The following is a 20153-nucleotide window of genomic DNA, read 5'->3' as shown; positions in this document are numbered from 1 at the left end:
CCGCGTGATCATTTCGAGCTACGGCCTTTCGCTTCTCCTGGCGATCATCGCCTGCGTGATCGGCGGGGTGCTGGGCGGCCTGACCCTGGCCCGGCCAGGTTCGGTCCTCGGCCTGACCGCTCCGGACGGCGACGGCAGGACCGAGGGTCGGGCCCTGGGCGGCCTGCTGATCCTGTCGCACGCCGCCGCGGCCCTGTTCCTGGGCTACCAGTCGCACGTCGGGGCGGCCATGGCCTTCGCCCTGGCCATGGCCTGGCTGGGCGCGGCCCTGGGCCGGGCGGTCTCGGCCCTGGTCGACCGGGCGCGCGACCGCCTCAACCTGGGCAGCCTGGCCTTCGAGATCCTGATCGCCGTCACCCTGTCCCTGCCGTTCTTCAACGCCGGCCGGCTGGTGGTGCTGCGCGGGCACGGGATGCTGGTTTAGGTTTTAGAGAGATCGCCCGTCCCTCTTTCAGCCGTCATCCCGGGCCTTGCGCCCGGGACCCCTGGTTCAGCTGACGGTGAAGCGCCTTGGCGCGCTAGCCGCGCCACACCCCTGCCCTTGCGGCTGACAGAGGGGTCCCGGGTACAAGGCCCGGGATGACGGTGGAAGAATGATGCGGGACTACGCTAGTCTCATCCCCATGACCCAACGCCCCTTCGTCCGCCGCGAGATCCTGGTCGGCGCCGGCCTGCTGGCCGCCTTTCCGGCCGCCGCCCAGGTTCTTGCTCCTTCGCCCCTGACGCGGCCGCCCCTGCCCAACGCCTACGTCGCCCTTGACACCCCGCAAGGCCGGATCGTCATCGAGTTGGCCGTCGAGCAGGCCCCGATCACCACCGCCAACTTCCTGCGCTATGTCGACAGGAAGCTCTATGACAAGGCGACCTTCTTCCGGGCCTCGCGGGCGCCCGGCGCCGTCGACTACGGCCTGATCCAGGGCGGGCTGCAGAACGTCGGCGCCCTGCCGCCCATCGCCCACGAACCGACCAGCCAGACGGGGCTCAAGCATGTGGACGGCGCGGTGTCGATCGCCCGCACCGCCCCGGGCACCGCCACCTCGGACTTCTTCATCTGCATCGGCGACGCGCCCTACCTGGACGCCAACCCGACCGGAACCGGCGACAACCTCGGCTTCGCCGCCTTCGGCCGCGTGGTCCAGGGCATGGACGTGGCCAAGAAGATCCTGGCCCTGCCCACGCCCGGCAAGGCGATCAATCCGGTGATGAAGGGCCAGATCCTCGACCCGCCCGTGCCGATCACCTCGGCCCGCCGCGTCCCGGTCCCGACGGGACCGGACGTGACGGCGCCGCCGAAGCTCTGAAGCGAGCCCAAACGCCGAACCCGGGTCCGAAGGTCTGGGTACGTGAGCGAGGCGTCTCACCTCAACGGCAGATGCAGCTCCGCCGCCGTGCCGTGTTCCGGCGTGTCCAGGAAGAAGCGTTGGCAGTAGATCGGGAAATCGCGCATTTCCTCGCCGCTGGCCGGCAGCCAGTCGCGGTAGAGATAAAGGGCGGCGGGCTCCAGATTGTGGGTGTCGCCCGTCACCCGCAGCACCGCGCAGCGCCCGCCGGGGATTTCGCCTTCCCGGACCCCCTCGCCCTCGATTTTCTGGTCGGCGGAGACGCCGACGCACAGGTCCATCCGATAGTCGGCCGGGTTGGCGGGCCGCCGCTCGGTGTACCAGATGTTGAAGGTCGAACTTGTCTTGGGCGTCAGTCCGGCCGCCTTGCGCCAGGCGATGAACCGCTCGCGGGTGACGTCGAAGGTCTGCGGGTCGCCCCGGTGCTCGAACATCGCCACGCGGGTCGGCCCCACCTCGCGGATCGTGACCTGGTCGGGGGTGAAGGTCTCTTGCATGATCTTGCTCCTGGCTGCGTTGAGCGGCGAGATGGCCGCAAGCCACGGCTCCCATTCGGGAGATTTCCGGAAACGCGACGGCGACTGCGCGAACCGCTGCCGAAAGGCGCGGGCGAAGGCGTCGGGCGACTCAAAGCCCGCGTCCATGGCGATCTCGGTGACGCTCACCCCCTGCCCGTCGGCCAGCTGTTTCGAGGCCCGCTTCATGCGGGCCAGCTGGACGTAATGGTGCAGCGAGATTCCGAACGTCGCCTTGAACTGCCGATGGAAATGGAATTTCGAGAACGCCGCGACGCCGCTCACCGCCTCCAGATCCAGGTCGCCGTCCAGATGCCGGTCGATATGGTCCAGCACCCTCTGCATCCGGGCATGGTAGTGGTCGAGCGCCGTCGTCATCATTCTCATCCGCTGTGACGATCCTAGCTTGCCGCGCGCGGCCGTCGCGCGCTCGACCGATCTTGCGGTTTGGCGGGCGACGGCGCGGCGCCAATAGGCTTGGTCCGCCAAGGGTTCAGAGGCGGCCACCGGCTCACCGATACCGGTAGAACTTCACCCGCTGGATCTGGAACTGGCCGGGGGCGAGGCGGATGTGGCGGCCCTGGTGGGTCTGGTCGCCGTTCAGGGTCCGGCCAGGGACCCAGCGGCCCTGGGCGTCGAACACGCCCTCGACCGCGCTGTCGATGCCGGCCAGGGCGGGACCGTTCCCAGCGCCGGCGAAGGTGACGACCAGGCCCCGGCCGGCGATCAGGTACTCTTCCGGACCAATCTGGATGATCAGCCCGCCGTGGGCGGCGGTCTTCTGGTCGGCCTTGGGCGTCCAGGGGTCGAGGAAGCCGACGGTGAACCTGTAGTCGCCGATCACCTGGCTGACCGGCTGGTCCAGCACCGTGCCGTCCTCCAGCACGCGCGGCTTGAAGCCCGACATCTTGCCTAGGCCCTGGGCCGCCAGGATCGCAGGGGTCAACTGCTTGAGCACGCCATAGGCCTGGGTGACCGCCGCCTGGGCCGTGTCGTCGGCGTTCTCGACCTGGAACGGCGAGAAGCCCAACGCGTCCAGCTTGCCGATCGTGTAGAAGGCGTTGGCCGGCGTCTCGGGCGCGCCGACATTGTTGGCCTCGGGGATGAACAGCGCGTTGTCCGGACGCTTGTAGCGGCCGGCCAGGTCGTTGAAGTTGGGGAAATAGATGTCGGGCGAGATCAGGTCGACGCTGGGCGCGCCGGTCTTCCAGACGTCGATCAGGTGCGGCAGCGGCCCGCCGCTGGGATAGTCGCCCGGCGCCTTGCCCGTGCGGTTCAGGGCGACATTGACGTACATCGGCAGCGGATAAGCGGCCTTGCCGGCCCGGGTCACGGCGTCGGCGTAGCGGGCGTAGAACCAGGCGGTGAACACCTCCTGGCCGGCGTCGCCGTCGCCGAACACCTGCGCCCAGCTCCCGGCGGTCTTCGCCCCATGGGCCCGCCACAGGGCGCGCAGCTCGGGCTCGATCGCCTCGCCGCCGGCCACCAGGCGCTCGAGCAGTTCGGGCGGCACGGGCGCGGCCCAGGCGGCGTTGGCTTCGGGCCCCCACTCGCGGGCGACCGGCAACATGCCGATCTCGTTCTCGACCTGGACCATCAGCACCGTGCCCTGGGCGTCCACCGCCTTCAGGTGGGCCAGCAGGGCGGCGTAGGCCCCGGCGTCGGCGTCGCGGGTCTGGGCCGAGAAGGCCGACAGGATCTCCTGGCTGCCCCCGTTGGCCGCCTTGGCCCGGGGGAAGCGGGCGTCGTCGCGCTTCACCCACGCGGGGACATAGGTCGACATGCTGTTCTTCCAGGCCCCGAACCACAGGATCATCAGGTGCATGTCCTGGGCCCGGGCGTCCTTCAGCAGGCCGTCGACGCTGGAGAAGTCGTAGGCCCCTTCCTTCGGCTCGACCAGCTCCCACGAGACCGGCGCCAGCACGGTGTTGAGGTTCATGGCCTTCAGCTTGGGCCAGTAGCGGGCCATGTAGGCCTGGCTGGAGGCGCTGGAATTGCCCAGCTCGCCGCCCAGCACCAGCATCGGCTTGCCGTCGACCACCAGCCGCCGGGCCGAACCCTGGGCCTCCAGGTGGGGCATGCCGGCGGCCGCGCCCTGGACCAGCAGCAGCGAAGCCGCCAGGGCCGCGGCCGCGACGCGCCTCGGCCGCGGCCAGCCAGCTCGGTTCTGCAGAGGTCCCTGGTCCATACGCTTCCCGTCGCGGCTCGGCGTCCTGTCGCGCCGTGACCGGTGATAGCGCTAACACATCTTACACGCGGCCTGAATAGGTCAGACCTCTGGCGCGGTCAGACCGTCAGCGTCCTGAGCGGGACAAGGCCGGTCTCGGTTTCCAGCCGCAGGCGATAGGCGCCGGGCCGCAGGAACAGCACGGCCGAAGCGGCCTCCGGCGCCAGCACCAGCTGGTCGGCCGGGATGGCCTGGTCGGAGTCGACGGCGTGGACCGCCTGAAGGAGGACCGTCGCCGTTCGCGGGCGGGGCGCGGCGACCTCCACCCGGCGGCGCTCATGGTCGGCCGCCAGCCAGCCCGGGCGACCGGCGACGTCGGCCAGAGGCGGATGGAACACGGCCAGGTCGGCCCCGGCCGGCTCCGCCCCGAGCCACCCGTCCGCCCCTCGCACCACGATCGAATCGACGGGTCTGAAACGCTCCAGCACCGCGGTCGTCATCGGCGGATCGGCGCCGTGAGGCTCGAACGAACCGGTGTAGGCCTGGGAGACGCAGAGGGGGTCGATCCCCGACTTTTCCTTCAGCCGGGCGGCGAACCACGTCGTTCCTCGATGGTCGGGCGTCTTGCGCAGGTGGGAATAGCCGCAATGGACCAGGACCCGCGAGCTGGGGTTGGGCGCCAGCACGTCGGCGATGAAGTTGTCGGCCTCGGCCGTCTCGCGACGCGCCATGGCGGCCAGCTTGTCCTCGCCGCTCACGCATTGGTCCTCCCGCTGCTCGTAGGACGCCAGCCGGTAGCCCAGGCCGGCCGCCTCGCGGACCGCCTCGGCATAGACCGGGTCGTGCAGGTAGAAGCCCAGGCTGGGATCCAGGGCCGCGCCCGCCCTGTAGCTCCGCACGGTCGGCGCGCCGGGCTCCCGGCTATTGAGGAAGTCCTCGGCGGCCAGGACGTCGAAGCCCAGCGGCCGCAGGGCGCGGAGCACCCGCGCCAGGAATCCGCGGTGGCGCGAGGCGACGTGGGCCTCGTTGAGCACGACGACGCGGCGGTCGCGCGCCGCCTCGACGATGGCGGCCAGGGCGTCCTGGGCGGTCGCGTCGGCCGGCAGGGGCGGATCGCCCGCCGGTCCCAGGCCGGCCGAGGCCAGGGCCGTGGCCTCGTCACCGAGGAAGGAGGCCATCTGCTGCAGGCCCGGATCCTGGGGCGCGGCTTGGATGGCTCGCCAGACCGGCAGGTAGCGGCGCTCCAGGAAGAGGCGGGTCTGGGGGCTGGCCTCCGCCGGCGCCGGCGACGCCTGCGCCGCGGCTAGGCCGGGAAACGCGCTCGCGGCCGCCAGACCCGTCGCCACGCCCCTGCGCGTCATGTCCATCGCACCGCCCTTCCTGAACTCGGAGCGACAGGTTCACCTCAAGATTGCAAACCTGCAAGCATCCCGCGCGCCCTACCGCACCGGGCAGGCCACCCACTGGTAGGCGCGGGCCATCACGCCGCCGTCGGCGCGGATCAGCGTCATGCCGCTGGCCTCGCCGCCCGCGTCGGTGAGCGTCGAGCAGCCGCTGGAGCGGATCTGAGCCGAATAGCTGTGCTTGCGGTCGGCCTTGTAGGTCCCGTCCGGATTGACCCAGACCGAGGCGTAAGAGAACCGGATCGGGCCGCCGCCATAAACCCGCTCGCCGGGACGATAGAAGCCGTCCAGCACCAGGGCCTCGGCCTTGGGGATCTTGCGGGCCCGCATCCAGCCGATCACGTCGCTGAAGCAGGCGTCGCCCAGCAGCTGCTCGCCGCGTTCGGCGCAGCCGGGGCGGTTGCCCATGACCACCGGCATCACCGCGCCATAGGCCTCGTAGGTGGCCACGGGCGGCGGGGCGGGCGGCGCGCCGCAGCCGGCCAGGGCCCGCTCGTGCACCCGGTCGCCGGCCTCGACCTCGAAGTCGACCGGGCTCGTCAGGCCGCAGCCGGCCGGGGCGGCGAGGCTGGACTTGTCGAACCAGCGCTTGTCGGCCTTGAAGCCCTTGCGGCCGCGCTTGAGCACATACTGCTCGGTCTCCTTGGCCGTCAGCACCACGCCGGGGACCACCGGCCGCTTGGCGCCGATCACGTCCAGTTCCTTCAGCTCGGGCCTGAACGCCAGTTCGGCGATCCCGGCCGCGAAGCAGACGCCGTCGCGCAGGGCCGCGTCCGGCGGGCAGTCCGGACGCGGCGCGGCCAGCTGCCGGGGCGCGCCCAGCACCTCGACCGCGGCGGTGGCCGGCCAGCGCTCGCCCGGCTCATTTGGTCCGATCGGCGGCCGGCGCGGGCCGCCATAGCCGATCGGCGGGACCGGCCCGCCGCAGCTGACGGCCTGGACCTCGCGCGCCGCCAGCTGGCCGTCGCGCAGGTCGAGCCGGTAGTCGACGCCGCGGCCGGTCGCGAAGCAGTCGCGCGGGACCCGCACCGAGGAGCTGGGCAGGTCGATCGGGACGACCACCGGCCCGCCACCGCGCAGCGTCACGTCGTACAGGCGGTAGGCCTCGCCGATCGGGCCGGAGATCACCGTCCCCGCCCCGCCGCCGGCGGCCGGCGCGGTCAGCACCCGGCCGGTGGTCGCGCCCCGGGCCTTCATCCCGGCCAGCACCGCCTCCAGGCAGGCGCCGTCGGGCAGCTGGGCGGGCCGGGCGCAGCGGGCGCTGGGCGTCGCGACCGGCAGGACCGCGCCCAGCACGTCGCGCAGCTCGCCATAAACAGGCTCGCGGATCAGCCGCATGTCCGAGCTCTGGGCCGAGGCCGCGCCCCCGCCCGCGCCCGCGCCCGCGCCCGCTCCGATCAGGCCGATCGCCAGGAGGAGGCCCAGGCCTCCGCGCTTGATGTCCGCCATGGCCACCCCCGTGGTTGTCCCGGCCAGGATCGCAACCTTGAGCGTGAAAGGCAATGCCGCCACCTGCCGCCATTCTGCTGACATCCGCTGTCAGCAGGCCCCCTAGCCTTCCCGCCCGCGCGGACCTACCTTCCGTGCATGGCCCGATCCTCCGAGACCCCTGCCGGCGGCGTTTCCGACGTCTCCGCCAAGTTCATCCATGACGTCGCCCTGGACGCCGAGGTCGACGCCGCCTCGACGCCCATGCTGTGGACCCCGCACCGCCCGGCGCGGCCGGCGAAGTCCGAAGGCGGCAAGCGGTTCAAGCTGGTCAGCGACTACGAGCCGGCCGGCGACCAGCCGACCGCCATCGCCGAGCTCGTCGCGGGCCTGGAAGGTCGGGAAAACGACCAGGTGCTGCTGGGCGTCACCGGCTCGGGCAAGACCTTCACCATGGCCAAGGTCATCGAGGCCACCCAGCGCCCGGCCCTGATCCTGGCCCCCAACAAGACCCTGGCCGCCCAGCTCTACAGCGAGATGAAGAGCTTCTTCCCCGACAACGCGGTCGAGTACTTCGTCAGCTATTACGACTACTACCAGCCGGAAGCCTACGTCCCGCGCACCGACACCTACATAGAGAAGGACAGCTCGATCAACGAGCAGATCGACCGCATGCGCCACTCGGCGACCCGGGCGATCCTCGAGCGCGACGACGTCATCGTGGTGGCCAGCGTCAGCTGCATCTACGGCATCGGCTCGGTCGAGACCTACACGGCCATGACCTTCACCCTGGAGGTCGGCCAGACCATCAACGAAAAGCAGATGATGGCCGACCTCGTCGCCCAGCAGTACAAGCGCAACGACGCCGCCTTCGAGCGCGGCACGTTCCGCCGCCGCGGCGACACCATCGAGATCTTCCCCGCCCACTACGAGGACCGCGCCTGGCGCATCAGCCTGTTCGGCGACGAGGTCGAGGCGATCAGCGAGTTCGACCCGCTGACCGGCAAGAAGACCGGCGACCTGGAGAGCATCAAGGTCTACGCCAACAGCCACCACGTCACCCCGCGCCCCACCCTGCGCCAGGCGATCATCTCCATCCGCGCCGAGCTCAAGGAGCGCCTGGCCTGGCTGGAGGCCAACGGCAAGCTCTTGGAGGCCCAGCGCCTGGAGCAGCGGACCAATTTCGACCTGGAGATGATCGAGACCACCGGCTCCTGCGCCGGCATCGAGAACTACAGCCGCTACCTGTCGGGCCGCCGGCCGGGCGAGCCGCCGCCGACCTTCTTCGAATACATCCCCGACAACGCCCTGCTGTTCACCGACGAGAGCCACCAGACGGTCCCGCAGATCGGCGCCATGTACAAGGGCGACCGCAACCGCAAATGGACCCTGGCCGAGTACGGCTTCCGCCTGCCCAGCGCCCTGGACAACCGCCCGCTCAAGTTCGAGGAGTGGGACGCCATGCGGCCGCAGTCGGTCCACGTCAGCGCCACCCCGGCCAAGTGGGAGCTGGAGCGGGCCGGCGGGGTGTTCGCCGAGCAGGTCATCCGCCCCACCGGCCTGATCGACCCGCCGGTCGAGGTCCGCCCGGTGTCCAAGGACGGGGCCAGCCAGGTCGACGACGTGGTCGACGAGATCCGTCAGACCAAGGCCAAGGGCTACCGCACCCTGGTCACCGTCCTGACCAAGAAGATGGCCGAGGACCTGACCGAATACCTGAACGAGCAGGGCATCGCCGTGCGCTACATGCACAGCGACGTCGACACCATGGAGCGGATCGAGATCATCCGCGACCTGCGCCTGGGCCAGTTCGACGTGCTGGTCGGCATCAACCTGCTGCGCGAGGGCCTGGACATCCCCGAATGCGGCCTGGTCGCCATCCTCGACGCCGACAAGGAAGGCTTCCTGCGCTCGGAGACCTCCCTGATCCAGACCATCGGCCGCGCCGCCCGCAACGTCGACGGCAAGGTCATCCTCTATGCCGACCGGGTGACCGGCAGCATGGAGCGGGCCATGGAGGAGACCGCCCGCCGCCGCGAGAAGCAGCACGCCTACAACCTCGAGCACGGCATCACGCCCGAGAGCGTCAAGCGCGACATCAAGGACATCCTCAACAGCCCCTACGAGCGCGGCGACCGCGTGCTGGTGCCGATCGGCGGCATCGGCGAGGGCAAGGACGCCAAGCCGTTCAGCGGCGACAACTTCAAGGCCGCCCTCAAGGACCTGGAGGCCCGCATGCGCGAGGCCGCCGCCAACCTGGAGTTCGAGACCGCCGCGAGACTGCGCGACGAGATCAAGCGCATGAAGCTGATGGACCTGGAATTCGCCAACGAGGCCCTGACCGCCCCGGGCGAGGCGGTGGACAAGGCGATGCCCAAGCGCGTGCGGGCGGAGCTAAGGGCGGAGCAGGCGGAGGCGTTTCGGAAGGGGCGGTTGTAGGGGGGCTTCTCTCCAGAGAAGGCGCGGGATTGGGGGCGAAGCTGTTCCGCTGCCGCTGGACGTCAGCGGGTCCGCTGACCGTGCGCTGGAAATCAGAGTGTACGTCCCTGTTGCCCGAACGTTGCCTTTGAAAGAGGCATACGTCTCCGCTTCAAACTCCTTGAACCGGGCGGTCACCTCCTACCACTGCAGCCCTTTGCGAAATGGCGCGAAACGTCTACGCTCACGACCAAGGGGCGAGTCATGACCACACCGTTTTCACATGATAATCTTGGCGAGATTTTTGGATCTGACGCAGCAGATACTGAAGATCCGGCGCGCTTGTATTCGGCTTTTGTCTCGAATGAATCGTACTATGAAGTTCGAGCTCCTAACCCCATTACCCTAGTGGTTGGACAGAAAGGAATCGGAAAAACAGCGCTAATGCTCGTATCATCGATGGATGATAAGCGCGATCAATTTCCGAATATATTCATTCGTGGATCCAATATACTCTCTCGATCCACCGAAAAGGATGGCGCATCAATTTCAATAAATAGCTTTCGAATAGCTATGAAGAAGCCCTACTCTCAGAGGTAGCCGGAAAGCTGGCCGAAGATGCGATGGAGATTGTTGGCGTTCCGAGCGGGGCGGGTGGGATGATTGGGAGACTTTCACAGCTCGGCAGCTCGATTTTAGTCGGACACAACGAGAAACTTCAGAAAGCTGCATCAAAGATTGCGCCTTGGCTGCTTAAGAATATTCCATCAATCAACATCTATATTGATGATACAGATGTTGAATGGGACGGCAGCAAAAAGAGCGCCGATCGCATTGGTCGCTTAGTTCAGGCCTGCTTTCAAATCGCGGCAGATAGCGGCGGTGACGTTAAATTCAAAATATCGATAAGATCTGACCTATTTAACTATATGTCCGTGACAGCAGACATAATAGACAAAGTTCAAAGCGGCGTTGTGAGAGTTAGATGGACTAATGACGATATATTTCGCGTCGTCGCCAAGAGAATCGCGCTCTATGAAGAACGCGACTTAACCGACCTAATCGAAAATGGCAGTCAGGAAGAAGTTTTCCGAGGGGTTTTCAGCTCCTATTTTGAAGATAAATTTCGAGCCGCGGGTGCCTGGGAAAACGCACCAATGCGACACGTTATGATGTCATTTGTACGGCAGCGCCCAAGAGATTTAATTGGACTATGCCGCCTAGCGGCAAAGGAAGCCCTTAAACAGGATAGCATTATAGACACCTCGGCCCTACAAGCAATAATTCCAGAATATTGCACAAAGAGACTGAATGATACTGTTGTAGAATTCAGAAGCGAACTTCCTGATGTGGAAAATTTTCTATACGAGATGCGTCCATCCGAAATAAAGAAGTCGAAAAGATCGAAAAATGATACGATAATTCCAAAGAAGAGAAATTACTACACAAATGATCAATTAATATCAAAAATTAACAACATTAAGGAGCGCCTAAATTTGCGCTTCTCGTATAGAAATATGAGTGCGTCATCTTCGGAATTGGCGGAGTTTCTATTTCGAATAAACTTTCTTGTTGCTAGTAAGCAGGATGAAGAAGGGCACATTGAACGCCTTTACTATGATTTTTCAGATCAACGCCTTCGGGAAGTTCGTCTTGGAAAATGGGATTGAGAAGTTCACATGGCTTATCGCTGGGCGATTCAACATGATGCGAATGCAGTATGGCGAGAAATAGAAGCTTAGACGCTTCTTCAGTAGTAGCCTCGCTACCTCCCTTTCATCTCTCGTAGGCGGCAGCGTGCCGGTCTGGACAGGTCAGTCAAGGACTGGCCTGCGGCCAGCCGCGACGCGGCGCGCCGTCCTTGAGCAGCCTGTCCAGACCGGCGACCGTCTCGCCGTGAGATGAAAGGCTGGCTCCCCTTCGCGAGGAAGGGGAAGCGCCCACTACCCCCAACCCCCGTCATCCCGGGCCTTGTGCCCGGGACCCCTTTGTCCGCCGCAGGTGCGGAGGGGTGGCGCGCCGGCGCGCCAAGGCGATGCACCGTCGGCTGAACGAGGGGTCCCGGGCACGAGGCCCGGGATGACGGTTGAGAGGGGGCGATGGAATGGGCTTAGATCCCCCCATGATCACCCTCGCCCACACCGACGCCGAGATCCTGGCCACCTTCGAGGTGATGGCCCAGCTCCGGCCCCACCTCGCCCGCGAGACCTATGTCGCCCGCATCCGCCAGCTGATGGCCAGCGACGGGTTCCGGCTGGCCTATGTGGCGCAGGAGGGCGTGGCGCGGGCCGTGGCCGGGTATCGGGTGCTGGACATGCTGTATTGCGGCCGGTTCCTCAGCGTCGACGACCTGGTCGCCGACGAACGGGTCCGGTCGAAGGGCCACGGCAAGGCGCTGCTGGACTGGCTGAAGGTCGAGGCCCGGCGCGAGGGCTGCGGCCACCTGGAGCTGATCTCCAACGTGGTCCGCGAGGCCGCCCACCGGTTCTATTTCCGCGAGGGCCTGGCCGTGGACGCGTTCCATTTCCGGGTGAAGGTTTAGGGGGCGGCCGGGGACACGCCCTTGCGGCGTGTCCCCACGTTTCGCACGGAGCCAGGCGGTTGGGGACACGCCGCAAGGGCGTGTCCCCCGGCGGGGGGCGCTTATCCTTGGGGCGTCGGGGACGAACCCCAGCGATTTCAACGCCCTGAACTTTCTCGACCCGTTTTGATCCCCACCCCTCCAAACCGCCCGTATCCTGCTCTCACCTCGTTGCAGGGAAAGGGCGCATGGCCAGCGACCGATGCGGCGGCGGGGGGCGATCGAGCGGGACTGGGCTGGAGGGGGTTACTTCAGCGTGTCCGGGGCCTTCCATCGTTGGGGAGCCCGCCCGCCGTCGGCGTCGAACGGGGATAAAGCGCGAGTATGCCCATAGGCCCGCGCCCCCGGCGTCCGGTTTCTCCCGAAAGGGATCGAGACCGGGTCCGGCTAAGCCTCAACAGGGCTGCCCACCGGACGCTGGCGGATAACGAGCGCGCGGAGCGATCGGCTTCGTCGAAACGGTATTTATCAAAGACCTCCGGACGATGTCCGGCGCTCCGCGTCCCTTTCCGATAGCTCAGCGAGAGATCGCGTGAGGATGAGAGATCGTGCCGGCGAAGACCCCCTCAGTCGCTTCGCGACAGCTCCCCCAGAGGGGGAGCAGCTACGCGATGCGGCGGCCGATCAGATCCTCCCCCTCTGGGGGAGGTGGCCCGGAGGGCCGGAGGGGGCTCGCCGCCTGTCGAAAGGAAACCCCATGGTCCAGCCCCGCTCCAAACGCACCCGCCCGGCCCGGCTCCAGCGCGCGAGGCGCGCCTATATCCGCGCGCGGTTCAAGGTCGGCTTCATCCGGGCGGCGATCGCCAAGATGGCCCAGGTCCACCGCGACCATCCCCGTGACGCCCATCTGGCGGCTCTCTGGCTGCCCAGCTGGGTGCGCCAGATGGCGCTGGACGGCGTCGAGCCGCCCGAGCCGGACATCTGGGCCTTCTACTGGCGGGGTCGGGGCCAGAAGAACCGGGGCGACCCTAAGCGCCTCGCTTCAGCCGCTCGCGATACGACCCCGAGCTCGCCACATAGCCCTCGGCGTCGCCATAGGCCTGGAAGTCGCGGTAGCGGTCGTGGCTGCCCTTGACCTTCAGGGCGTGCTTGATCGGGCACCAGTACTGCTCGGTGCGGGCGGTGATCTCGCGGGCGTAGGCGATGACGCCGTTGCCGTAGCCGCAGAACGCGCAGTTCAGCTTCTGCACCAGGTTCAGATAGCCCAGCCGGTGGCGGTCGATGACCACATAGTCTCGCCTGCGCACCCGCTGGATGCGCCAGGCGGTGAAGCAGCCCAGCTGGTAGAGGCTGACGCTGAGGTCCAGCATCATCAGCGGCAGGGCCATGCCGTAGATCAGCGGCATGGTCAGCAGGGTCGGCCACGGGGTGCGGGCCAGGTGCAGGCCCTTGCGGTGGGCCCTCTGGCGACGCAGGGCGTCGGCCTTGAAGCAGGGCTTGCCGGCCTCGATCACCAGGCCGGCGGCGGCGGCCCGCTCGGCGTCGCGGGCGGCGAAGGCGGCCTCGATCTGCGCCTCCACGGCGCGCAGGCGATCGATCAGCTGTTCGAGGGTTTCGGCCATGGGCAACTCCGCTTGGGCGCGAGCATGGCGCGAGTCGGGGTCCGTGGGGACGCGCCAGAAGGGTGGGGCCTTTTCGGGCGGCCGCGGAACGCGCTAGGGTCGCCGGATGCGTCACCTGGTCCCGAGCTCCCGCCGCCTGGTTCCGATCCTGCTGGTCGCCCCCCTGCTGGTCGCTCCCCTGGGTCTGGCCGCCTGCTCCCGCACCGACGACCGGGCCCACGACCCGGCGGCCGGCGACAGCCAGACGCCGATCGCCCAGCAGGACGCCGCCCCGGCGGCCGGCGGCCCCACCACCCTCAAGCCGGGCCTGTGGAAGACGGTCACCCAGACCCCGGCCGGTCCCGAGGACTCCACCCAGTGCGTGGGCCAGGGCTTCGACCCCGGGGCCGAGGCGGCCCGCAAGGTCTCGCCCTGCGGCAGCCCCACGGTGACGCGCACGGCCGACGGCTTCCGCCTGGACCACGCCTGCCAGAAGGACCACATCGACTACGCCCTGACCGGCCGGGTCAGCGGCGACTTCGTCACCACCGCCACCACCGACCTGGAGCTGGTGGTCTCGGCCTTCGGGCGCAAGCAGACCCTGCGCATGAAGGCGGTCAGCACCTATCAGGGCCCCTGCGAGCCGGGCGCCCCGATCGCGGGACAGGGCGGTCGGGAGGGCGGCGAAAAGGCCGGCGAGGCGCCCGCTTCCTAGGCGCCGGCGACCACCTCCGCGCGAAGCTGTGGCATGGCGGCCACGGCGGCCGACGATCGCGCCAAACGGCGCGCCGCGGGGGAACGGTCGGCGACGCGCCAACCTTCTATTGGCGAGGGCCGGCGCCGCGTCCGGACGCCGCCCGAGGAGGCGACGACGCCATGAACGGTCCGCTTTTGACCCTGGTCCCCGAACAGACCGGCCCCGTCGAGGTCTATGATCTCGGCCGCGGGCCCGAGACCACCACCCAGCGCATCCGGCGCCTGCAACGCGAGGCGCGGCTGCTGGCCCGCGAGCAGATCGAGGCTCTGGCTCGCGATCTCGAGGACCTGGCGCGGCGGGCGGGCGAGATCGCCGAGGGCGGCGAGGCCTATGCGGTCGGCGTGCGCGAAATGGCCTCGCGCCTGGCCACCGACCTGCCCCAGAAATCGCAGGGCCTGCTGGCCATCCTCAGCCGGTCCGGCAAGGACTAGGAAAGCGCGGGACGGGGGGGCGCCGAGGCTGGTCAAACCGTCACATCGGCGCGCTAGATGGCCGCCATGACCCTGCTGACCCGACGCGCCCTCGCCACTCACACCATGGCCACCGCCGCCCTGGCGGGGACCCTGACCTCCGGCCTGAGCTTCGCCGCCGCCCCGAAGCGGCCGATCGTCATCGCCCACCGCGGCGCCTCGGGCCTGCGGCCCGAGCACACGGGGCTGGCCTACGACCTGGCCATCGACCAGGGCTGCGACTTCATCGAGCCCGACCTGGTGCCGACCAAGGACGGCCACCTGGTCGCCCGGCACGAGAACGAGATCGGCGGCACCACCGACGTCGCCTCGCGGCCCGAATTCGCCGACCGCAAGGCGACCAAGACCATCGACGGCCAGCCGGTGACCGGCTGGTTCACCGAGGACTTCACCCTGGCCGAGATCAAGACCCTGCGGGCCCGCGAACGGCTGCCCAAGCTGCGTCCCGGCAACACGACATACGACGGCCAGGTCCCGCTGCTGACCTTCGACGAGGTGGTGGCCATCGCCAAGGCCGGCAGCCGCCGCACTGGCCGGACGATCGGCGTCTATCCGGAGATGAAGCACCCCAGCTACTTCGCCGGGATCGGCCTGCCGCTCGAGGACCGCCTGGTCGCCCTGCTGAAGAAGAACGACCTGGACTCCGCCACCGCCCCGGTCTTCGTCCAGTGCTTCGAGGTCACGCCGCTGAAGAGGATCCGCGGCAAGACCCGGGCGCGGCTGGTGCAGCTGACCGACAGCGAGGGCGGCCCGGCCGACCTGCCGAACGTGACCTACGCCCAACTGTGCGGCCCGTCCGGCCTGAAGGACGTGGCGCTCTACGCCGACGGCCTGGGGCCGGAGAAGACCCAGGTCGTGCCGCAGGACGCGGCCAGCCTGTTGCCGGCCACCACGCTGGTGAAGGACGCCCACGCCGCCGGCCTGGTCGTCCACCCCTGGACCGTGCGGGCCGAGAACTACTTCCTGCCGGCGTCCCTGCGCCGGGGCGACGCGACGGCGGCCGACTACCTGGCCCAGCCGGGCGAGGTCGCCGCGGTGTTCAAGGCGCTGTACGCGGCCGGCGTCGACGGCCTGTTCAGCGACTTCCCGGGCCTGGCGGTGACGGCGCGGGGCTAGCCGCGCCCTTGCGGCGATCAGCGGCGCAGGGCAGCGTGCACGCCCGTTTCGACCTGGACGCGCCTTCCATGATCCTCCGCCTCGCCGCCGCGACCGCCGCCCTGGCCCTGCTGGCTTCGCCCGCCCTGGCCGCTCCGCCTGAAGGCGCCAAGCTGGACGTCATCGCCAAGGACTTCGTGCGGCTGACGCTGGAGGCCGGCGAACGCGAGCCCGGCTATGTCGACGCCTATTACGGCCCCGCCGAGTGGGCGACCGCGGCCAAGGCCAAGCCGCGCGAGGTCCCCGCCCTGCGCGCCGAGGCCGACCGCCTGGCCGCCGCCCTGAAGACCGTCGACGGCAAGGCCCTCAGCCCCGACGAAGTGCGTCGCAAGGCCTTCCTGGCCGGCCAGGTCAAGGCCGCCCAGACCCGCCTGGCCATGCTGGCGGGCGTCAAGTTCAGCTTCCAGGACGAGGCCGAGGGCCTGTTCGGGGTGCGCCCGCCGATCAAGCCGCTGACCGCCTACGACCCGATCCTGGCCAGGATCGACAAGCTAGTCCCCGGCGAGGGCGACCTGGCGACCCGCGTCTCCGCCTTCCAGGCGCGCTACACCATCCCGACCGACCGCCTGGAGCCGGTGATGAAGGCAGCGATCGCCGAGTGCAAGGCGCGGACGCAAGCCCACATCGCCCTGCCCAAGGGCGAGCGCTTCGATCTCGCCTTCGTCACCAAGAAGCCCTGGAGCGGCTACAACTGGTACAAGGGCGGCGCCCACAGCCTGATCGAGGTCAATACCGACCTGCCCACCCCGATCAGCCGCGCCGTCGACCTGGGCTGCCACGAGGGCTATCCGGGCCACCATGTGCTGAACGCCCTGCTGGAAGAGAAGTTGACCAAGGCCAAGGGCTGGGTCGAGTTCAGCGTCTATCCGCTGTTCTCGCCGCAGTCGCTGATCGCCGAAGGCTCGGCCAACTACGGCATCCGCCTGGCCTTCCCCGGGACCGAAAAGCTGGCCTTCGAGCGCAGCACGCTCTACCCGCTGGCGGGGCTGGATCCGGCCACGGCCGCGACCTACGACGCCCTGACCACCGCCACCGCCGACCTGGCCAGCGTCCAGAACACCATCGCCGACCTCTACCTGTCGGGAAAGATGGACAAGGACGCCGCCGTCGCCGCCCTGGCCAAGTACGCCCTGACCTCGCGCGCCAAGGCCGAGAAGTCGCTGAGCTTCATCGAGGCGTACCGGAGCTATGTGATCAACTACAATCTCGGCCAGGAGATGGTCCGGGCCCACGTCGAGCGGGCCGGCCCGTCGCAGGACGCGCGCTGGAAGCGGATGGAGGCGGTGATCTCGCAAGCGACCACGCCGGCGGACCTGGCGAAGTAGGCCGGCTAGCCCTGGGGCGCCAGCACATGCCCCTGGTCCGGCCCGGCCTCGCCGGCGACCACGGCCGCATAGGCCTGCGCCATCGCCTCGGGTCCCACGCCCTCGATCACCCGCAGCCAGCGCGGCGCGTCGGCGGCGAAGGGAGTCCAGGCGGCGTCGTGGCGCTGGTCCAGTCCGCCCGGCCCCCAGTCGGCGGCGCGCTTGCGGATGCGGTCGGGGGCGAAGAAGAACACCGGCCTGGGCCCAGGCAGCCGGCCGTCGCTGGGTCCGGCTTCCCAATGGGTGCCGCCGACCACGCAGGAATAGGCCAGGGCGTCGCCGAACCGCTCGTGCACGACCCGCCGCAACGGCGCGTCCCCCGCGAAGTCGACCAGAACCGCTGGTTCCTCGATCGGCGCGTCGACCACCGCGTCGTAGGTCACCACCTGGTCGTAGCAGCCCAGCCCCTCGACGAAAGCCGCGTTCCGGGCTGAGGTCAGGCCGACCACCCGCGCCTGGCCGCGTTGCTTGAGCTGAAAGGCCAGGCTGATCGCCGTCTTGCTGGACGCGCTGGTCAGCAGCACGGACCGCGCGCCGAACAGGTCGTTTTCATCCAGGAAATCCTCGATCAGGAAACCGGTGATGAACAGCGGCCGCAGCAGGGCCTGGTAGTCCTCGGCCGGGCTGGCCGCGCCCACCGCCTGGTACTGGTTGTAGACCGGCGGCAGGTTGGCCCGGTGCGGCGCGACATCGGCGAAACCGGTGCGGGTCTTGCGCGGCGTCACCGTTAGATGCGTCGACATCGGATAGTAGCCGTAGAACCGTTGGCCGACGGTCAGGTCCGGATGGGTCGAGGCCTCGACCCGCGCATGGCCCCACACCGGGATCCGCCCCCAACCCTCCGGTCCAGGAAAGAAGTCCCAGTAGCGCATCTCCTCGCCGAACACCGCATAGGTGACATTGTTGGCGGTCAGGGCAAAGCGCTCGATCGCCAGCCGTGCCTCGCCGTCGGCCAGGGGCGGTGCATCGACGGGCGCGATCCTGGCCTGGCGAAGATCGGTCTTGGCGACCAGGAAATCCCAGCTGGACATCGTCGCGGCTCCGTTGGTTCGGCGGGAAGCTAAAGCCGGCCAGCCACCAAACGTCAAACGATTGTTTGAACTCCATCGCGAGCGCCGCCGCTTGACGGTCACATTGGTGAGATCACCTTAGGAGCAGCCCTTGGAGGACAGGCTATGGCAAGGCGAGGATCGGCGGCCCCTATGGCGCTCGCGGCGTTGTCGGCGTTGGCTGCGCCGGTCGTCGCGGCGGCGCAGGCCGAGACATCGAGCGGGACCCTGAGCAAGACGCAGGCGCGCTCTTTGCCGCCCGTCGAACTGACCCACCGGGTCATGGATCTGGTCGCCGACCTGCTGGTTCCATCCGACCCCCGCCCCACGCCCGGCGGCCGCACCCCGACCAGGCCGCTGCGCGACCTGGCCTTCCAGAGCACGCCCCGCGCCACCTGGGCGCCGGGGGTCTGCGCCCGCGACGGCGTCGTCGTGACGTTCGAGCCCGCCGACGGCGCGCAAGCACCCGACCAAGGCGCCGACACGCCCATGCGCGCCGCCAGCCTGAAGGCTTCGACCCGCTATCACCTGGAGGCGCCGCCGGCCCGCGAGGACGATTACTACGACGGTCCGCCGCCGCCCGACGCCCAGGCGGCGTGCGGCCAGCTGGCCGACCAGGACGTGACCTTCTTCTCGGCCCCGACGGCCGAGGCGGCCCTGAGCGGCGCCTGGTGGCTGACCCGGGCCGCCGAGGGCGCGGCCGGGCCGGATCCAGCCTACGACATCGACTGCCGGGTGGCGACGGCGACGCCCGAATCCTGTCCGGCGATCCTGCGACGCCTGAGCCTGGCGGACCTGCGCTCAGTCTGGCCCTGTTCCGACGACCATCGCGGCGCGCAGACCCTGCGCTGCTGGACCCTGAAGGTCTGGCCAGCCGACAAGACCTACGAGCTGCGGGTGTTCGCCGGTCGGGGTCCGCACGCCGCCATCGCCCGCATCGAGGTCGACGAGCAGGTGCTGACCGGCGAGACCTTGAACGACTAGGTCTGGGGCGTGGCGTCGCCCGTCGGGAAAGCCTAGATACGGCGCAGTTCGTCCGGAGACCGCCGATGTCGCTGCCGCTGCGCCACTTCCTGCTCGCCCTGGCCGTGGTGGCGGTCTGGGGGACCAATTTCGTGGTCATCCGGGTGGCGCTGGACCATCTGCCGCCACTGCTGTTCGCCACCCTGCGCTTCACCCTGGTGCTGCTGCCCGTCGTGTTCTTCGTCAAGCGGCCGCAGGTCCCGTGGAGGAACCTGGCGGCCTATGGCGTCCTGATCGGGGCGGGGCAGTTCGGCCTGCTGTTCGTGGCCATGAAGGGCCACATCTCGCCGGGCCTGGCCTCGCTGGTGGTGCAGACCCAGGTGTTCTTCACCATCGGCATGGCCATGAAGATCAGCGGCGAGAAGGTGCAGCCGTTCCAGGTCGCCGCCCTGCTGCTGGCCGCCTCGGGCATCGTGCTGATCGCCGCCCATGGCGGCGGGGCCGCCACGCCGCTGGGGGTGCTGCTGATCCTGCTGGCCGCCGCCAGCTGGGCCGGCGGCAACATCGTCGCCCGCCAGGCCGGCACGGTGAACATGCTGGCCTATGTGGTCTGGGCCAGCCTGTTCTCGATCCCGCCGCTGTTCCTGATGGCGCTGTGGCTGGAGGGCTGGCCGGCCATGGTGGCCGGCGTGAGAAACGCCGACGCCCTGACCTGGGGCGCGGTGGCCTGGCAGGCGGTGGGAAACACCATGTTCGGCTATGCGGCCTGGGGCTGGCTCCTGGCCCGCCACCCGGCCGCGACGGTGACGCCCATGGCCCTGCTGGTGCCGGTGTTCGGCATGGGCGCCTCGGCGATCCTGCTGCACGAGAGCCTGCCGGGCTGGAAGCTGCTGGCCGCGGCGCTGGTGCTGGCCGGGCTGGCGGTGAACATGTTCTGGCCGAAGGTGCGGATGCGGTTTCTGGCGCCGGTTTGAGACCGGGGACATGCCCTTGCGGCGTGTC

General features: G+C 68.7%; 18 protein-coding genes and 1 pseudogene. 12 read left to right on the top strand and 7 right to left on the bottom strand.

The features are described 5' to 3' along the window. Nucleotides 1–10 precede the first annotated feature (10 nt). Both G3M57_RS03940 and G3M57_RS03935 read left to right on the top strand, forming a co-directional pair. Nucleotides 11–424 carry a DUF4345 family protein gene (locus G3M57_RS03940; RefSeq protein ID WP_056759083.1) on the top strand — a complete coding sequence of 138 codons (414 nt, stop codon included), beginning with the start codon at nucleotides 11–13 and terminating at the stop codon, nucleotides 422–424. Nucleotides 425–623: 199 nt separating this feature from the next. Then, entirely contained in the window at nucleotides 624–1301 is a 678-nt protein-coding gene (locus G3M57_RS03935; RefSeq protein WP_163228861.1) for a peptidylprolyl isomerase, read from the top strand. Between the two features lie 56 nt (nucleotides 1302–1357). Here the strand turns inward: G3M57_RS03935 and G3M57_RS03930 are convergent, their stop codons facing one another. The 4 genes from G3M57_RS03930 to G3M57_RS03915 all read right to left on the bottom strand — a co-directional run bounded on the left by G3M57_RS03930 (nucleotide 1358) and on the right by G3M57_RS03915 (nucleotide 6937). After that, nucleotides 1358–2233: an AraC family transcriptional regulator gene (locus tag G3M57_RS03930; RefSeq protein WP_056759082.1), complete on the bottom strand. Its 876-nt coding sequence runs from the start codon at nucleotides 2231–2233 to the stop codon at nucleotides 1358–1360. Nucleotides 2234–2366: 133 nt separating this feature from the next. Beyond that, the gene (locus G3M57_RS03925; RefSeq protein ID WP_163228859.1) at nucleotides 2367–4043 is read right to left on the bottom strand and encodes a GH35 family beta-galactosidase; all 1677 of its coding nucleotides are present in this window, start codon (nucleotides 4041–4043) and stop codon (nucleotides 2367–2369) included. Between the two features lie 98 nt (nucleotides 4044–4141). Continuing rightward, on the bottom strand, nucleotides 4142–5389 hold the full coding sequence (locus G3M57_RS03920; protein WP_163228857.1) for a hypothetical protein: 1248 nt from the start codon (nucleotides 5387–5389) through the stop codon (nucleotides 4142–4144). Between the two features lie 72 nt (nucleotides 5390–5461). Further along, on the bottom strand, nucleotides 5462–6937 hold the full coding sequence (locus tag G3M57_RS03915; RefSeq protein ID WP_230983826.1) for a hypothetical protein: 1476 nt from the start codon (nucleotides 6935–6937) through the stop codon (nucleotides 5462–5464). Nucleotides 6938–7012: 75 nt separating this feature from the next. Between G3M57_RS03915 and uvrB the strand changes: the two genes are divergently transcribed. The 4 genes from uvrB to G3M57_RS03895 all read left to right on the top strand — a co-directional run bounded on the left by uvrB (nucleotide 7013) and on the right by G3M57_RS03895 (nucleotide 11813). Then, on the top strand, nucleotides 7013–9292 hold the full coding sequence (uvrB, locus tag G3M57_RS03910; protein WP_163228855.1) for an excinuclease ABC subunit UvrB: 2280 nt from the start codon (nucleotides 7013–7015) through the stop codon (nucleotides 9290–9292). A gap of 243 nt (nucleotides 9293–9535) precedes the next feature. Then, the gene (locus G3M57_RS03905) at nucleotides 9536–9871 is read left to right on the top strand and encodes an ORC-CDC6 family AAA ATPase (protein WP_163228853.1); all 336 of its coding nucleotides are present in this window, start codon (nucleotides 9536–9538) and stop codon (nucleotides 9869–9871) included. A 23-nt stretch (nucleotides 9872–9894) separates the two neighbouring features. Beyond that, nucleotides 9895–10941, top strand: coding sequence for a P-loop ATPase, Sll1717 family (locus G3M57_RS03900; RefSeq protein ID WP_163228851.1), 1047 nt, complete (start codon nucleotides 9895–9897; stop codon nucleotides 10939–10941). A gap of 452 nt (nucleotides 10942–11393) precedes the next feature. Then, entirely contained in the window at nucleotides 11394–11813 is a 420-nt protein-coding gene (locus G3M57_RS03895; protein WP_163228849.1) for a GNAT family N-acetyltransferase, read from the top strand. Nucleotides 11814–12240: 427 nt separating this feature from the next. Here G3M57_RS03895 and G3M57_RS27865 read toward each other — a convergent pair. Both G3M57_RS27865 and G3M57_RS03890 read right to left on the bottom strand, forming a co-directional pair. Then, nucleotides 12241–12392: pseudogene (locus G3M57_RS27865) on the bottom strand (hypothetical protein); the annotation flags it as partial. Between the two features lie 428 nt (nucleotides 12393–12820). After that, entirely contained in the window at nucleotides 12821–13414 is a 594-nt protein-coding gene (locus G3M57_RS03890; RefSeq protein ID WP_163228847.1) for a hypothetical protein, read from the bottom strand. 106 nt (nucleotides 13415–13520) lie between these two features. Here G3M57_RS03890 and G3M57_RS03885 point away from each other — a divergent pair, with 106 nt between their 5' ends. The 4 genes from G3M57_RS03885 to G3M57_RS03870 all read left to right on the top strand — a co-directional run bounded on the left by G3M57_RS03885 (nucleotide 13521) and on the right by G3M57_RS03870 (nucleotide 17100). Further along, complete coding sequence (locus tag G3M57_RS03885; RefSeq protein WP_163228845.1) at nucleotides 13521–14108, top strand: DUF3617 domain-containing protein; 588 nt, start codon at nucleotides 13521–13523, stop codon at nucleotides 14106–14108. Between the two features lie 161 nt (nucleotides 14109–14269). Beyond that, nucleotides 14270–14581, top strand: a complete 312-nt coding sequence (locus tag G3M57_RS03880; protein ID WP_163228843.1) for a hypothetical protein — start codon at nucleotides 14270–14272, stop codon at nucleotides 14579–14581. Between the two features lie 57 nt (nucleotides 14582–14638). Beyond that, a complete protein-coding gene (locus G3M57_RS03875; protein ID WP_163228841.1) occupies nucleotides 14639–15736 on the top strand; it encodes a glycerophosphodiester phosphodiesterase in 1098 nt (365 codons plus the stop codon). Nucleotides 15737–15804: 68 nt separating this feature from the next. Further along, nucleotides 15805–17100: a hypothetical protein gene (locus G3M57_RS03870; protein ID WP_188916206.1), complete on the top strand. Its 1296-nt coding sequence runs from the start codon at nucleotides 15805–15807 to the stop codon at nucleotides 17098–17100. Between the two features lie 5 nt (nucleotides 17101–17105). Here the strand turns inward: G3M57_RS03870 and G3M57_RS03865 are convergent, their stop codons facing one another. Beyond that, nucleotides 17106–18170, bottom strand: a complete 1065-nt coding sequence (locus G3M57_RS03865) for a DUF2855 family protein (protein ID WP_163228837.1) — start codon at nucleotides 18168–18170, stop codon at nucleotides 17106–17108. 171 nt (nucleotides 18171–18341) lie between these two features. Between G3M57_RS03865 and G3M57_RS03860 the strand changes: the two genes are divergently transcribed. Beyond that, the gene (locus G3M57_RS03860; RefSeq protein WP_163228835.1) at nucleotides 18342–19172 is read left to right on the top strand and encodes a hypothetical protein; all 831 of its coding nucleotides are present in this window, start codon (nucleotides 18342–18344) and stop codon (nucleotides 19170–19172) included. A gap of 65 nt (nucleotides 19173–19237) precedes the next feature. Further along, nucleotides 19238–20125: an EamA family transporter gene (locus G3M57_RS03855; RefSeq protein WP_163228833.1), complete on the top strand. Its 888-nt coding sequence runs from the start codon at nucleotides 19238–19240 to the stop codon at nucleotides 20123–20125. Nucleotides 20126–20153 lie beyond the last annotated feature (28 nt).

It is taken from the genome of Caulobacter rhizosphaerae (assembly GCF_010977555.1).
GTDB classification, from domain to species: Bacteria; Pseudomonadota; Alphaproteobacteria; order Caulobacterales; family Caulobacteraceae; genus Caulobacter; species Caulobacter rhizosphaerae.
Note: the sequence above shows the minus strand (reverse complement) of the source record. Positions and strands in the feature narration are given on the sequence as shown.